At 44.7% G+C, this 15,293-nt stretch carries 15 protein-coding genes; 8 read left to right on the top strand and 7 right to left on the bottom strand.

The genetic code is table 11. The features are described from left to right. Position 1 precedes the first annotated feature (1 nt). From JX580_RS08795 to JX580_RS08775, 6 genes are all read right to left on the bottom strand, one after another. Entirely contained in the window at positions 2-1,180 is a 1,179-nt protein-coding gene (locus tag JX580_RS08795) for a D-alanyl-D-alanine carboxypeptidase family protein (RefSeq protein WP_248850172.1), read from the bottom strand. A 78-nt stretch (positions 1,181-1,258) separates the two neighbouring features. Further along, a complete protein-coding gene (gene rodA / locus JX580_RS08790) occupies positions 1,259-2,389 on the bottom strand; it encodes a rod shape-determining protein RodA (RefSeq protein ID WP_248850171.1) in 1,131 nt (376 codons plus the stop codon). Beyond that, complete coding sequence (mrdA, locus tag JX580_RS08785) at positions 2,389-4,245, bottom strand: penicillin-binding protein 2 (RefSeq protein ID WP_283103580.1); 1,857 nt, start codon at positions 4,243-4,245, stop codon at positions 2,389-2,391. The genes rodA and mrdA overlap by 1 nt, the downstream gene beginning before the upstream one ends. Next, complete coding sequence (gene mreD / locus JX580_RS11990) at positions 4,242-4,745, bottom strand: rod shape-determining protein MreD (RefSeq protein ID WP_432758392.1); 504 nt, start codon at positions 4,743-4,745, stop codon at positions 4,242-4,244. Before mreD ends, mrdA begins: the two co-directional genes overlap by 4 nt. Further along, on the bottom strand, positions 4,726-5,565 hold the full coding sequence (gene mreC, locus JX580_RS08780) for a rod shape-determining protein MreC (RefSeq protein ID WP_248850169.1): 840 nt from the start codon (positions 5,563-5,565) through the stop codon (positions 4,726-4,728). The genes mreD and mreC overlap by 20 nt, the downstream gene beginning before the upstream one ends. A 45-nt stretch (positions 5,566-5,610) precedes the next feature. Then, complete coding sequence (locus tag JX580_RS08775) at positions 5,611-6,651, bottom strand: rod shape-determining protein (RefSeq protein ID WP_248850168.1); 1,041 nt, start codon at positions 6,649-6,651, stop codon at positions 5,611-5,613. Positions 6,652-6,863: 212 nt separating this feature from the next. Between JX580_RS08775 and gatC the strand changes: the two genes are divergently transcribed. The 4 genes from gatC (at position 6,864) to htpX (ending at position 11,078) form a co-directional block, all read left to right on the top strand. Beyond that, positions 6,864-7,151, top strand: a complete 288-nt coding sequence (gatC, locus tag JX580_RS08770; RefSeq protein ID WP_248850167.1) for an Asp-tRNA(Asn)/Glu-tRNA(Gln) amidotransferase subunit GatC — start codon at positions 6,864-6,866, stop codon at positions 7,149-7,151. 11 nt (positions 7,152-7,162) lie between these two features. After that, complete coding sequence (gene gatA, locus JX580_RS08765) at positions 7,163-8,623, top strand: Asp-tRNA(Asn)/Glu-tRNA(Gln) amidotransferase subunit GatA (protein ID WP_248850166.1); 1,461 nt, start codon at positions 7,163-7,165, stop codon at positions 8,621-8,623. Beyond that, positions 8,623-10,053 carry an Asp-tRNA(Asn)/Glu-tRNA(Gln) amidotransferase subunit GatB gene (gene gatB / locus JX580_RS08760; protein WP_248850165.1) on the top strand — a complete coding sequence of 477 codons (1,431 nt, stop codon included), beginning with the start codon at positions 8,623-8,625 and terminating at the stop codon, positions 10,051-10,053. Before gatA ends, gatB begins: the two co-directional genes overlap by 1 nt. 125 nt (positions 10,054-10,178) lie before the next feature. Next, positions 10,179-11,078: a protease HtpX gene (gene htpX / locus JX580_RS08755; RefSeq protein WP_248850164.1), complete on the top strand. Its 900-nt coding sequence runs from the start codon at positions 10,179-10,181 to the stop codon at positions 11,076-11,078. 81 nt (positions 11,079-11,159) lie between these two features. Here the strand turns inward: htpX and JX580_RS08750 are convergent, their stop codons facing one another. Then, complete coding sequence (locus JX580_RS08750; protein WP_248850163.1) at positions 11,160-11,564, bottom strand: SufE family protein; 405 nt, start codon at positions 11,562-11,564, stop codon at positions 11,160-11,162. A 154-nt stretch (positions 11,565-11,718) separates the two neighbouring features. Here JX580_RS08750 and pcnB point away from each other — a divergent pair, with 154 nt between their 5' ends. Genes pcnB through panC form a run of 4 tightly spaced genes read left to right on the top strand, consistent with a single transcriptional unit; the run spans position 11,719 to position 15,256 of the window. Further along, the gene (pcnB, locus tag JX580_RS08745; protein WP_248850162.1) at positions 11,719-13,113 is read left to right on the top strand and encodes a polynucleotide adenylyltransferase PcnB; all 1,395 of its coding nucleotides are present in this window, start codon (positions 11,719-11,721) and stop codon (positions 13,111-13,113) included. Then, the gene (gene folK, locus JX580_RS08740; RefSeq protein WP_248850161.1) at positions 13,097-13,576 is read left to right on the top strand and encodes a 2-amino-4-hydroxy-6-hydroxymethyldihydropteridine diphosphokinase; all 480 of its coding nucleotides are present in this window, start codon (positions 13,097-13,099) and stop codon (positions 13,574-13,576) included. Before pcnB ends, folK begins: the two co-directional genes overlap by 17 nt. 23 nt (positions 13,577-13,599) lie before the next feature. After that, a complete protein-coding gene (gene panB, locus JX580_RS08735) occupies positions 13,600-14,394 on the top strand; it encodes a 3-methyl-2-oxobutanoate hydroxymethyltransferase (protein ID WP_248850160.1) in 795 nt (264 codons plus the stop codon). A 4-nt stretch (positions 14,395-14,398) separates the two neighbouring features. Continuing rightward, entirely contained in the window at positions 14,399-15,256 is an 858-nt protein-coding gene (gene panC / locus JX580_RS08730) for a pantoate--beta-alanine ligase (RefSeq protein ID WP_248850159.1), read from the top strand. Positions 15,257-15,293 lie beyond the last annotated feature (37 nt).

Here is a 15,293-nt window from a genome sequence, read left to right as displayed (position 1 = left end):
CTTAAACTTCTTTGCCAAAAAGCCCACGGAATAGCAGTTTTATTCTGTCCATTAAGCGCTTGAAAAAAGAGGCCTGTTCGATATCTGCCAATGCGATCAGTGGTTTCTCAACTAAAATTTCATCGTGTAAGCTGATAACCAGTTGACCGATGGGGTCGCCTAAAGCTATCGGTGCTTCAATTTGTTTTGGAGTTAGGGTATCAATTTTTAAATTTTGGTATTGACCGCGTGGAACGGTTACGTAAACTTCTTCAGCGATTCCTAAACCCAGTGTATCACGAACGCCAAGCCATACTCTGGCATCAATCAGCCTTTGGTCTTTTTCGTAAAGTTTATGGGTTTCGTAGAAGCGGAATGCGTAGTTAAGAAGTTTTTGGCTTTCGCTAATTCTTTGAGAAGCACTTTCAGTTCCAGCTACCACAACAATAACGCGCATGTCATTTCGATTCGCGGATGATACCAAACAATAGCCTGCTGAGGAGGTATGCCCGGTTTTTAAGCCATCAACGGTTGGATCCTGCCAAAGCAAGCGGTTACGGTTATATTGGGTAATGCCGTTGTAGGTGAAACGCTTTTCGGAGTACCAGTTATAAAACTCAGGAAAGTCTCGAATCAGCGCACGAGTTAAGATTGATAAATCTCGAACCGTGGTTAGGTGCTCAGGATCTGGCAAGCCTGTAGAGTTAAGGAAGTTAGTATTAGTCATCCCAAGCTCTAAGGCATATTGATTCATTAATTGTGCAAAACGTTCCTCTGTTCCTGCGATGTGTTCAGCCAGTGCGACACTCGCGTCGTTACCTGATTGGATAACCATGCCCTTGATTAAGTCCTGCACTGAAACTTGTCTACCCACTTCGATAAACATGCGAGAGCCAGGCATACGCCAAGCTTTTTCACTAATCGTTACCATGTCTTCAAGTTTGATTCGTTCATTTTTGATTTCAGTAAAGACCACATAGCCCGTCATGATCTTGGTTAAACTGGCGGGTTCAATCAGCATGTCCGGATTACCTTGAGCAATAATCGCATTGCTGTCGTAATCAACTACAATATGAGCTGTACCGGCAAAAGAAGGCGGTGCCGGTGATACAAAAGGTTGGTTAGCTCGGGATGCTTGGCTAAATAAAAGCGACAGCGTTAGAATTGCAAAAATACTTGAGCGATAAAATAAATTTTTCATAGGCCTTAAAATGTTAAGTAATATTGATTTGGCATAATCTAACATAATTAGTGCTTTTTCTAAACCTTGAATATTGAATCAATTCGATAACATTTTTTTGTGGGTGTGGATCGACATCAATATGCCAAAGCTGATCATTAGGGTAACCATTGAGCTGCCTCCGTAACTGATGAGTGGTAATGGGAGTCCTACTACAGGTAAAAGTCCGCTGACCATGCCTATATTGACACTAACGTAGATAAAGAGTGTCATGGTTAAGCTGGCTGCAACCAACCGACTAAAGGCTTCCTGGGCGCGATAAGCAATATATAAACCTCTGAGCAAAACCAGACTGTAAAGGGTAAGTAACAGAATGACGCCTATGAGCCCAAATTCTTCGGCAAATACTGAAAATATAAAGTCCGTGGTACTTTCCGGAAGAAATTCAAGATGTGCCTGAGTACTGCCCATAAACCCCTTTCCTTCTAAACCACCAGATCCAATCGCTATTTTTGATTGAATGATATGGTAACCAGCCCCCAAAGGGTCAGACTCCGGGTCAAGAAAAGTCAGCACACGTTGCTTTTGATAGGCATGGAGAAAGTTCCAGACGACAGGGATGGCGATAGCTACACTGAAAAGGGCTCCAACGATGATTTTCCAAGGTAATCCAGCAAAAAATAGCACAAATAAACCGCTCATCGCGATAAGAATTGAGGTGCCCAGGTCAGGTTGAATCACAATGAGTCCCGCTGTTAAGCCGACAATAAAAAGTCCTAGCATAAATCGTGCGGGATGGGCAGGGTATCTGCTGTAGGCAAATAACCATGCAACCATCATGGGTAGCGCGAGTTTCATGATTTCAGAGGGTTGAAATCGTATAAAGCCAAGGTCAAGCCAGCGTTGAGCGCCTTTGCCCATATCACCAAACACAATAACGGCGACAAGCATTAAGATGCCAACTAAAAATACCCAAGGCGTAATTAACGCCAGTTTGGCTGGAGGAATCTGCGCAAACGCAAGCATGAGGCTAAATGCAATTAAAATTCTTATTGCATGGTGTTTGGTTACATTTAAGTCGCCACCAGAAGCGCTATAAATGGTGATAAGTCCGGTGATTAACAGCATTATTAAACCAAGCAGTAATAATCCATCAATATGAATTCTTGCCAACCATGTTTTGGGTTTTACATAGTTTCGCTCTTTGTCAGTTAGCCACGTATTGGTCATTATTGGTCAAGCTCTTTAAGAAAGTAATCAATCGTTTCGATGGCAATCGGGGCTGCGACTCGACCACCACCGCCAGCATTTTCTACAATAATTGCGACTGCTATTCTAGGATTAGAGGCCGGTGCAAAGGCAATAAAAAGGGAGTGTGAATGCAGGCGCTGCTCTAATTCATCCGCGTTGTATTCCGCGTCATGCAGACTGAATACCTGCGCAGTACCAGTTTTTCCTGCAATTTGGTAATCTTTTATGTGACGTCCTGCATTCCATGCAGTGCCCCTTGGTGTATGTACGCTATCTATCATGCCTTGAATCACATACTCCCAGTGATTACGGCTTCGGATGGGGATTTGATCCGAGGTTTCGGCTTCTGCTTCTGGATCGGTCACATACTGGATAGAGTCTCGGTCGGCTTTGAGTAGGTGAGGTTGAATAATGCGTCCGCGATTAGCCAGAATAGCGGTCGCTTGGGCAAGTTGTATCGGTGTTGCTAGGTTATAGCCTTGGCCGATAGATGCGATAATGGTTTCACCTCGATACCAAGGTTCGCCGTGCGTTCGCCTTTTCCATTCTTGTGAAGGCAGGATGCCGCCCAATTCGCCAGGGATATCTATGCCGGTTCTTTCACCAAAGCCAAAGGGGGATAGCATGCTGTGCAGGCCATCAACACCAATGTCTAAACTCATTTTGTAGTAGAAGGTATCCACTGACTCAACAATTGAACGTTTCAAGTCTGTCCAGCCGTGGCCTTGGCGTCGCCAGTTGCGATATCGGTGATCTTGAAATTCAAAGTAACCAGGGTCAAAGATGCGTTCAGTCGTTGTGGTGAAACCCTGTTCCAGTGCACCTAAGGCAACAAAGGGTTTAGTGGTTGAGCCGGGTGGATATTGTCCTCGCAGTGCGCGGTTAATTAATGGCTTGTTAGGGTTGTTGAGCAGAGCGTTGTACTCGGCATGCGTTATGCCGTCGACAAATAAGTTCGGATCATAGTTAGGTGTGCTGACTAAAGCCAAGACTTCACCATTTATCGGTGAAATGGCTACCACCGAGCCACGGCGATCTCCGAGTTTTTCTTCAATAAATTGTTGTAACCTAATGTCAATTGTGAGGGTGATGTTTTCTCCTTGCTTAGGTGGGATGGTGTCAAGAATACGAACAACTCGTCCCTGTGCATTGGTTTCAACTGTTTGAAGTCCAGGGTAGCCATGTAAGCGATCTTCATAGGCTCTTTCAATGCCAATTTTGCCTGTTACTTCACTACCTCTATAGCGTCGGGCTTCAAGTCTTTGAAGGTCTGCCTGGCTAATTCGGCCAACATAACCCAGAAAATGAACACCGGAACTATTTTGTGGGTAGGTTCGTTTTAACTGCGCTTGTAAGGTGATACCGGGAAACCTAAAGCGGTTTGCTGCAAAAGTCGCGGCTTGTTTCTCAGTTAGAGAATAGGGTAGTGGCAGATCTCGGTGGCGAGGCGTTCGTCTTAGTGTTTCTGAAAACTCATCAATTAATGAGGTTTCAATTTCTGGAAACAAAGTTTTTAGTTGCTCAAAAGTTGCATCAAACTGAATAATGTTTTCCCGTCTAAAGTTGAGTTTGTAGTTGGAAACGTTACCAGCGAGAAGTACTTGATTACGATCAAAAATATGGCCTCTCTGAGGTGGAAGTGTTTGTACGCTTATTCTATTACCATCCGCTTGACTTAGATATTTCTCATGATTAAACCATTGCAGATAGGTCATGCGTGCAATGAGGCCAACAAAAACTATCAAGATAACCAGGATAACAAACAAAATTCTAAATTTAAACGAGCGTGTTTGTTTTAAGCTGGTTTGCGTTTCGTCAAAGGCGAGCGGTATCATGTGTTTGAAGTAGGGCTAGATAATTTTGTCAGGCTCAATGCGATCAGTGGCCATAAAACTATTGACACTAGAGGCATGGACCAATAGAGCACGGCCCCCTCTTCACTTAGAGGCGGAGTGTAAAGTATAAAATATAAGATTTGAAAGATTAACATATAGAATCCAATCACAATCGATTGTTGCCATAGTGGTGTGCTTCTAAAACGTAGTCTCATGCGAATCATCATAAAGGTGATAATAATAAAAATTAGGCTATGGCTTCCCAGTAAGGTTTGATGTAATCCATCCATTAATAACCCTAGTATTAATGCAGTAAAAAGGTGGGTTTGGTTTAGAATTTGTACTACCCAAAACAACAAAACCATAAGTGCAAAGGGCGGAAGAATAATTAGCCAATCAACTCTGAGTGCATAGACACTGAGAATTAAAGAAAGGCAATAACTCAATAAGACTAGGTATTTAACCGAGTGAAAGGCAATATTATGGTAAGCGAAATTCATTGGGGCTTCTTGTTGTAAATAAAATTAAAACTTCGTGGGTGTTGTCCAAATCAGCGATCGGTTCCGCTTTGATGTTTAAATAACTTAACCCTTCTGTTTTTGTTACTTCAGTAATAGTCGCAACTGGGTAGCCTGCTGGAAAAATCCCCCCCAAACCGGAGGTAACCAAGCTGTCACCAGGCTGAATATTCGCATTAATAGGAATAAAATCTAGGCTCAACATACCATGCCCTAAGCCGGTTACAATCCCTCTTTGACCTGTGCGTAAAACTCGAATAGGTGTTTGATGGTTTGGGTCGGTAATTTTCATAACTCGACTTGAGGTGGGCGTTAAGCTGGTGACCTGGCCAATTAAACCATTCGCATCAATAACAGGTTGATTGATTTTTATATTATCCAACCCGCCTTTGTTGATGGTGAGGTATTGCGTTAAGGGGGTAGAGCTATAAAACAAGACACTGGCTATGCGAACCGAGCGAGCATCCATTCGGCCCGTTGTGCCTAGTAGTCGCCGATGACGGTCAAGTTCTTGCTCAAGGCTTTCCATTTGTTGTAGTCGCGCTTTAAGCATAATGTTTTCGGTATTGAGTTGCAAAATCTGGTTTTCAAGCGTTGCGGTATCTTGTAGTTTATGGCTATACCATTTTTGCACTTGCGAAGGTACCGCTGCGATACGCTCAACCGGCTCTAAAGTCGTGGTCAATAGATTGCGAACGGCGCCCATATATTGACCATAGTAATCTGAAGCCATCAGCGTAACACAGATGGCAAATACTATTACGAAATCTAAGCCATCTTTATGGGGGGAGGTCGCATGCAAGCTAATAGTGTTGACTCCTCACAACTTTGGCATTTAAATAAAGGATTAATCGTGTGAGAACACGTCCATACCTTTTTCATCCATCATTTCTAGCGCTCGACCACCACCGCGAGCCACACAGGTAAGCGGATCATCGGCCACAATAACGGGTACCCCCGTTTCCTCGCTCAGGCGAGTGCTTAGGTTACGAAGTAAAGCACCGCCGCCTGTTAAGACAATACCATGTTCCGCTACATCGGCACCGAGTTCAGGGGGCGTGCGCTCTAGTGCTGTTCTAACCGCACCAACAATGGAGGAGAGGGGGTCTTGCAAGGCTTCTAAAATCTCATTGCTGTTTAAAATAAAGCTTCTAGGTACGCCTTCTGCAAGGTTTCGTCCGCGGACTTCAATTGTCTTAGGTTCAGCCTCGCTGTAGGCGGTACCGATTTCATGCTTGATTTTTTCAGCACTAGCTTCACCGATAAGCATGCCGTAGTTGCGTCGAACAAACTTGATAATAGCATCATCAAAACGGTCACCTCCGACTTTAACAGAGTCAGAGTAAACAATACCGTTTAAAGATAGGGTAGCGACTTCGGTAGTGCCGCCACCAATATCAACGACCATCGATCCGCTGGCCTCACTCACTGGCATGCCCGCGCCAATTGCGGCGGCCATAGGTTCTTCAATTAAAAATACCTGACGCGCTCCAGCACCTGCAGCGGACTCACGAATAGCGCGACGTTCTACTTGGGTTGAACCACATGGCACACAAACAAGTACGCGTGGGCTAGGTTGAAAAAACTTGGCTTCATGTACTTTACGAATAAAGGCCTGCAGCATTTTCTCGGTGACATGGAAATCTGCAATTACACCATCCTTAAGAGGACGAATTGCGCTAATATTTCCAGGTGTACGGCCAAGCATTTTTTTGGCTTCATTGCCGACCGCAACAATACTACGGTTACCGCGGCCATTGTCACGGATAGCAACAACAGAAGGTTCATTTAATACTACGCCTTGGCCTCGAACATAAATCAGGGTGTTGGCTGTTCCCAAATCGATTGAAATATCATTTGAAAACAAACCTATAATTTTACGGAACATATTTGACTTCCTAGCATGGTGGGAGGAAAAACTAAATCGTTACATTTTAAACTATATTAAGGGTGGTTATTCAAAAAACTTATCAAATGCGTTTTTAACGTGGCTTAATTTTGAACAACGCTTCACAATGTGGTAATTTAAGCCCATTTTTTGATTGTTGGCTTGCTCATTGACTAAAGGTTGTTTGGTATGAGTATTTCAGGAGACGTTATATGTCATTAGAATTGGCAGAGGTAAAAAAGATCGCTCATTTAGCCGCGATCGCTGTTGAGGCGGATGAGTTGGATGCAGTGGGGGCTAAGTTGTCGAATATTTTAGATTTATTTTCTCAGTTGTCGCAAGCGAATACCGATGGTATTGAGCCAATGGCGCACCCATTAGATCAAACTCAACGCTTGCGTGAGGATTTGGTTAACGAAGTGGATCAGCGTGAAAAGTTTCAGGCGATTGCACCGGCGACTGAAAACGGTTTGTACTTAGTGCCTAAGGTCATAGAGTGAGAGAAGAATTTATGTATCAATATTCCATTAAGCAGCTGAGTGAGCAGCTGCAGTCTAAGCAAGTTAGTTCGGTTGAGCTAACGCACTATTTTTTAGACCGTATTGCTAAACTCGATACCCAAGTTAATAGTTTTATCACGCAAACGCCTGAGTTGGCGTTGCAGATGGCGGCGCAGGCGGATCAGAAGATTGCGCAAGGTGACGCCCATGTGTTAACCGGAATTCCGATGGCGCATAAAGATATTTTTTGCACCGATGGCGTGCGCACCAGTTGTGGCTCAAAAATGTTGGATAGCTTTGTTGCACCCTATGATGCGCATGTTGTAACCCAGTTGAAAAATAGGGGGATGCCGATTTTGGGTAAAACCAATATGGATGAATTTGCGATGGGTTCATCCAGCGAATCCAGTTTTTACGGTGCAACCAAAAATCCTTGGGATTTAAGTGCGGTGCCTGGGGGCTCATCAGGCGGTTCAGCCGCGGCGGTGGCAGCAGGCCTGGTGCCGTTTACGACCGGAACAGATACGGGTGGCTCAATTCGTCAACCGGCGGCATTTTGTGGCATTTCAGGTATAAAGCCAACTTATGGCGCAGTATCACGTTTTGGCATGATTTCTTACGCCTCAAGCTTTGACCAAGGCGGGCCGATGGCGATGTCTGCGGAAGATTGTGCTTGGTTGCTGAATGCGATGGTCGGGTTTGATCAACGTGATTCGACCAGTATGCAAATTGAACCCACAGACTATACTGCTCAACTTAATCAATCACTGAAAGGTTTAAAAGTCGGCGTGCCCTCGGATTACTTTGGTGAAGGTTTAGATCCGCAAGTGGCGGCCAGTGTTAAACAAGCGATTGCTGAGATCGAAAAACTGGGTGCGCAAGTGGTTGAGGTGAGTTTACCTAACCAAAAACTCGCGGTAGCGGCCTATTATGTGTTGGCACCTGCGGAAGCCTCATCGAATTTATCGCGTTATGATGGGGTGCGTTTTGGTCATCGTTGCGCTGATCCGAAAGACTTAAACGACCTTTATACCCGTTCTCGCGCCGAAGGCTTTGGTGCCGAAGTAAAACGCCGGATTATGGTGGGGGCGTATGCCTTGTCAGCCGGTTATTACGATGCCTATTATTTGAAAGCGCAAAAAGTGCGTCGGTTGGTGCGTGATGACTTTACGCGTGCCTTTGAGCAGTGTGATGTGATTTTGGGGCCGGTTGCGCCCACGGTGGCGTTTAACATCGGCGAAAAAACCGATGACCCGATTAGTATGTATTTGGCGGATTTGTACACCATTCCGGTCAATTTGGCCGGCTTGCCAGCGATGTCGATTCCGGCTGGGTTTGTTAACCAACGTCCGGTCGGTTTGCATTTGGTGGGGCCGTATTTCAGTGAAGCGAAGTTATTAAACGTGGCCCATCAGTATCAACAAGTAACAAACTGGCATCAACAACGACCAGCCTGGGTAGGAGATAAATAATGCAGTGGGAAACCGTAATAGGCTTAGAAATTCATGCCCAATTAGCAACCAAATCCAAAATTTTTTCAGCCGCTTCGACCGCTTATGGTGCGCAGCCCAATAGCCAGGCCTGCTTGGTTGACTTGGCAATGCCGGGCGTGTTACCGGTATTGAATAAGCGTGCTTTGGAAATGGGGATTGCGTTTGGTTTGGCGATTAACGCTGAAGTGCCGACAAAATCAGTGTTCGCGCGTAAAAACTATTTTTATCCAGACTCCCCCAAAGGTTACCAGATTTCTCAATTTGAATTGCCGGTTGTCGGTAAGGGACAAATTGAAATCGAGGTCAATGGTCAGAAAAAAATGATTGGCGTCACCCGTGCGCATTTAGAAGAAGATGCGGGCAAATCTTTGCATGAGGATTTTCACGGCATGACGGGAATCGACCTAAACCGCTCCGGCACACCGCTACTGGAAATCGTGTCGGAGCCGGATATGCGCTCCGCGGCTGAAGCGATTGCTTATGCTAAAGCGATTCATGAGCTGGTGCAGTTTATTGGCATTTGTGATGGCAACCTACAAGAAGGTTCGTTCCGTATGGATGTCAATGTGTCGATTCGTCGTCCGGGTGACCCCTTTGGCACGCGTACCGAGCTAAAAAACATAAACTCATTTAAATTTGTAGAAAAGGCGATAGCCTATGAAGTCGATCGTCATATCGACGTTATTGAATCGGGGGGTAAAATCGTCCAGGAAACTCGTCTATACGACGCCGATAAAGACGAAACACGCAGTATGCGCGCTAAAGAAGAGGCGAATGATTACCGCTACTTCCCCGACCCGGATTTGTTACCGGTCATCGTAACGCAAGACGATATTGAAGCCGTTCGTCAAAGTCTGCCGGAATTGCCGGCGGTTTTGCGCGCGCGGTTTGTTGCGGATTATGGCTTGTCAGAATACGACGCCAATCTACTCACCTCCTCGAAAGCCATGGCGCAGTATTTCGAAACCATGCTGGCGACAGCGGGTGACCAGAATGCGAAGCTTTGTGCTAATTGGATCTCAGGTGAACTGGCTAAGTCACTAAACCGCGATGAGTTATCGATTGAAGCTTCACCGATCAGTGCGCAAGCGTTAGCAGGCCTGGTGATGCGAATTGTCGATAACACCATTTCCGGCAAACTCGCCAAACAGGTGTTTGAGGCAATGTGGGCCGGCGAAGGCAGCGCGGATCAAGTAATCGAAGCCAAAGGTTTGAAGCAGATTACGGATTCAAGTGCGATTGAAAAGATTGTTGATGAGGTATTGGCAGCGAATGCGAAACAGGTTGAGGCCTATAAAGGTGGTCAAGAAAAAATGTTTGGCTTCTTTGTCGGTCAGGTCATGAAACAGTCGAAAGGCCAAGCGAATCCGGCGCAGGTTAATGAATTGTTAAAGCAAAAATTGAGTTAGTTTGTTGCCATTTAAATTGAGGATTTTTGCGCTAAAAGTTATTTGGCTCTTGAATCCTCATAAAAAATCTTTATATTAGCTAAGGTAAATTTTTAATCACGTTTTATTCAAGGAGGAGTGTTTCCATGAAACGTATTGGTTTGTTTTTATTGACAAACATCGCGGTTATTGCGGTGGCGTCGATTGTTCTAAGCTTGTTTGGAGTGGGTTCAACCCTGCAGGCTAATGGAGTTGATCTAGATTTAGGCAACTTGTTAGTGTTTGCTGCGGTGTTTGGTTTTGCCGGTTCATTTGTATCTTTGGCATTATCTAAGTTTATGGCGAAGAAAATGACCGGCGCACAAGTTATTGAAAATCCGCGTAACGCGGATGAAAAATGGCTAGTAGATACGGTGCGTCGTCAAGCTGAAAAAGCAGGTATTGGTATGCCAGAGGTGGCGATTTATGATGCGCCGGATCCAAACGCCTTTGCTACCGGGATGAGCAAAAACAAGGCACTGGTTGCCGTATCAACCGGTTTACTACGCCAGATGACACGCAATGAAGTAGAGGCTGTACTGGGTCATGAAGTCGCCCACGTTGCCAATGGTGACATGATTACGATGGCGTTGGTGCAAGGTGTAGTCAACACCTTTGTTATCTTCTTCGCACGTATTGCCGGTCACTTTGTTGACCGTATTATCCTTAAAAATGAATCAGGGCATGGTATTGGTTATTATGTTGCTTCGTTTATTTTTGAGATCATCTTTGGCATTTTGGCAAGTGTGATTACCATGTGGTTCTCGCGTCGTCGTGAGTTCCATGCGGATAATGGTGGCGCCTATTTGGCTGGTAAAGAGAACATGATTGCGGCCTTGCGTCGTTTACAAATGATGCAGCCGGGTGAGTTACCTGATCAAATGGCGGCATTTGGTATCTCAAACCGCCCTAGCAAGTTAGGTGCGTTGTTTATGTCGCATCCACCACTTGAAGATCGTATTGCGGCGTTAGAAGCAACCCGTCAGGAAGAATTGAAAATTGCTTAATATTTAGTTGGTTTTCATTAAGATTAAATAAAAAACCCAGCTTTGCTGGGTTTTTTATTGTCTAGGTTTATTAAACCTTGGTTAGGTTCGTGACTGGGCTTCGGCTTGAATGCGCTTTATCATGTGATAGAGCCCCGTTGAACGATTAGGTGATAGGTGTTGTAACAAGCCGGTTTCAGCCAGAAAATCGAGGGGTGTTTGCATAATTTCTTGAGGTGTTAATCCGTCATAGACTCGCAGTAGAATTGCAACCAGGCCTGCTACAATCGCCGCGTCACTCGTCGCTTGTATCTTTAGTTGACCATTTTGTTGTTGAATATCGATCCAAACTTGAGACTGGCAACCATGAATTCGGTTTTCCTCAGTTTTAAGTTCATCTGGAAAAGAGGGGAGCTGTTTACCCAAATCGATAATGTATTTGTATTTGTCTTTCCAGTTTTCAAAGTAATTGAGTCGTTTAACTAGGTCTTGTTGTTGTATGTTCATTTTGTAATGCAGCCATTTAATATTTATTTAGTAGTTGGATTCTAACGGATAAGCTTTGATTGACTCAAGTTTTATCAAGGATAAATCACTAAAATCAAACTTTTCAATCCAGTCTTGCTAAAATGACGTTTTATTTATTCTTGAAAGAACAATAATGCCCGGTATTTTGAAAAAAATAACTCGATTTTTTAGTGCAACAGCGCCATTGGTAACGGCAGAAGTCAAGCCGTCAGCTCTTAGGTTGTCTCGTGATCAGCATGGTATATCGCGTAAAGCGATTGATAATTCAGCGCTCGATGTGCTCTATGATTTAAAGCGTGCGGGCTATGAGGCCTATTTAGTTGGTGGGGGTGTGCGTGACTTATTGCTAGGCCTTGAACCTAAGGATTTTGATATTGTTACCAATGCCAAGCCAGAACAGGTTAAAGACGTTTTTAAGCATCGTTGTCAGTTAATTGGTCGACGTTTTCGCTTAGCTCATGTACGTTTTGGGCGACAAATTGTTGAGGTGGCGACTTTTCGTGGTGAAGATGATGGTAAAGAACGTCAGCAGGATCAAACCGGTCGTTTGATTCGTGATAACGTTTATGGCACTTTGGAAGAAGATGTGTGGCGTCGTGATTTTACGGTGAATGCACTTTACTATGATATTCGCGATTTTAGCTTGGTAGATCATGTCAATGGCTTAGCGGACTTAAAGGCCGGCCAGTTACGGTTGATTGGTGATCCTAGTACACGCTACCATGAAGATCCGGTGAGGATGATTCGAGCTGTTCGTTTTGCTGCAAAATTGGGTTTTAATATCGAAGCTCAAACGGAAAAGCCTCTATTTGAACTGGGGCGTTTATTGCTTGATGTCTCGAATGCACGGATGTTTGATGAAGTGATCAAGCTTTTCCATAGTGGTGTCGGTTTAGAAGTTTTTGAAAAATTGCGTCATTATGACTTGTTTAAATGTTTATTTCCCTTAACCGATGCTTTGCTTGCAAGTGAGCAAGAGCATTTCCCGCGGCAGTTAGTCATTGAAGCATTGAAAAGCACAGACAATCGTGTAAGGGAAGATAAACCGGTTAATCCGGCCTTTTTGTTTGCCGCTTTTTTATGGGAACCGATGATGCAGCGTCGTGATCTTCATTTAAGTGCGGGGCTGTCTCCGCAAGATGCTTTTTTCGCAGCTTGTAATGATGTTATTGAACAGCAGGTTAAGCGTACTGCGATTCCTAAGCGCTTTAGTTCGCAGGTGCGAGATATCTGGAATCTGCAGTTCCGTTTACCTAAACGTTTTGGTCCGAAGGCCGCCCAGTTACGCGCTCATCCCCGTTTTAGAGCGGCTTATGATTTTATCGGCATACGTTTGGCGGCGGGTGAAAGTGAATTAGCTGAGTTATTTAATTGGTGGACAGAGTATCAAGAAAAAGACCCGGTTGCCCAGGTTGCGTTTGCCAATGAAATTAGGCCAATGCGTGATAAAAAACCAAGGAAACGTAAGCCGGCTAATCGTAACCTTTTTAGACGCAAAAGCAGAGACGCCGATGGTGAAATGGACTAAGGTTGCGGTAGGTTTGGGCAGTAACTTATCTAACCCGGCATCACAGCTTGATGAAGCCTGTAATAAACTGCGTGCTAGTCCGCATGTCTTAAACTTTCGCTGTTCGAGTTATTTTCATTCTAAACCTTTGGGGCCCGAAGATCAGCCGGATTTTGTCAATGCGGCGGCAGTATTTGAAACCGATTTAACACCAGAGCATTTACTGGCGTTGTTACAAGCATTTGAAAAGCGTCAGGGGCGAGTTAAATTGCGCCATTGGGGCGAGCGCTTGATTGATTTGGATATACTGCTGTACGGTAATCAACAGTTTAATCAGCCAAATTTAACTGTTCCACATCCATTTTTAACTGAGCGTGATTTTGTTTTATTGCCACTTGCCGAATTATGGCCTGATGTGATGATTCCTGGACGGGGTCAAATACAGAACATTATCATGCAGTTAAATAGCCGTTATGTGGTTTAGATTTAATCAATAGAAGGAAGTCTATGAAGCGTAACCTCGCTTATTTACAGAAGTGTAAGTCAGCCCAGCAACCTATTGTATGTATGACAGCCTATGATGCTGCGTTTGCACACTGGGCGAATCAAGCCGATGTTGATGTGTTATTGGTTGGGGATTCGCTGGGGATGGTGGTGCAGGGGCATGCTAACACCTTGCCAGTAACCCTCGAGCAGATGATTTATCATGCTCAAGCCGTTCAGCGCACCAATAACCAGGCCTGGTGTATTGTTGATTTGCCCTTTATGGCGGATAGCCAGCTTTCACAAACCTTGGAAAATAGTGCTCGCTTGATAAAAGAAGCGTCGGCAGACATGGTCAAGTTAGAAGGTGGTCAACGTGTTATACCGGCTGTGCGTGCACTGAGTGATCTAGGTGTGCCTGTTTGTGGTCACCTAGGTTTACTGCCGCAATCAGTGCTTAAGAAAGGCTATCGTGTTCAAGGTCGTGATGAAGAAGCTGCAGAGCAATTACTTGCAGATGCTCAGGCGCTTGAGCAAGCTGGGGCAGATATGTTGGTTTTAGAATGTGTTCCTTCTCGCTTGGCTGAACGTATTAGTCAGCGGCTAACGATTCCGGTTATTGGCATTGGTGCGGGTTCTAACACCGATGGACAGGTGTTGGTGGTATATGATCTATTGGGTTTGACTCCTGGAAAACTCCCGCGCTTTAGCAAAAACTTTTTAACCGATGCGGGTTCTATTTCGCAAGCAATGATGGATTTTACACAAGCAGTGAGGTCAAGGGCATTTCCTGCGGCAGAGCATGAGATGGCGGACTAGTGAAATGATAGCAGTAAGTCGTGTTCAAACTTTGCGTGAGCAAATTAAGCAGTGGAGGCGAGACGGGCTTAAAATCGGCTTTGTTCCCACCATGGGTAATTTACATCAGGGGCACCTAGGCTTGGTTGATATCGCAAAACAACAGGCTGATAGGGTCGTCGTGAGTATTTTTGTTAATCCTTTACAGTTTGGTGAGGGGGAGGACTTTGCCCGTTATCCGCGTACCCTAGATCAAGATCAGATTAAATTACAAAGTCAGCGCTGTGACCTGTTGTTTTGTCCTAGTGTTGAAGAGCTATATCCATCTGGCGCTATATCGACACGTGTGCAGGCTGATCCTGAACTCGCTGCTCTTTGGGAAGGCGCGGCTCGACCAGGACATTTTGATGGTGTTTGTACCGTGGTGGCAAAGTTATTTAATTTGGTGCAACCTGATTTGGCGATTTTTGGACAAAAAGATTTCCAGCAGTGGACGATCATTAAGCGGATGGTTGTTGAGTTGAACTGGCCTGTCGAATTAGTTAAAGCGCCAATAGCTAGGGATCAAGACGGCTTGGCCTTGAGTTCGCGTAATCAATATTTATCTGTGGATCAAAGACAAATTGCGCCAAAGCTTTATGTTGTGTTGCAGGATGCGGCCATGGCCTGTTTTTCAGGTAACGCGGACTTATCTAGTCTGTGCCAAACTGGGGTCAATCAACTGCTTAGTCTGGGGTTTGACCAGGTTGATTATTTTTCTATTGTTGACCCAACTAGCCTAAAGCCATTGACTCAGTTACAGGATTCGATGACACTGATTGCGGTAGCGCGTCTTGGTGGGATTCGGTTGTTGGATAATATTGAAATTAATTTAAAATCATAGATAGGACTATTTTTAATGCAACGAATAACGGCTAGCG

Source organism: Thiomicrospira microaerophila, assembly GCF_023278225.1.
GTDB classification, from domain to species: Bacteria; Pseudomonadota; Gammaproteobacteria; order Thiomicrospirales; family Thiomicrospiraceae; genus Thiomicrospira; species Thiomicrospira microaerophila_A.
The sequence above is the reverse complement of the archived record's forward strand: the minus strand, read 5'-3'. Positions and strand labels throughout refer to the sequence as shown.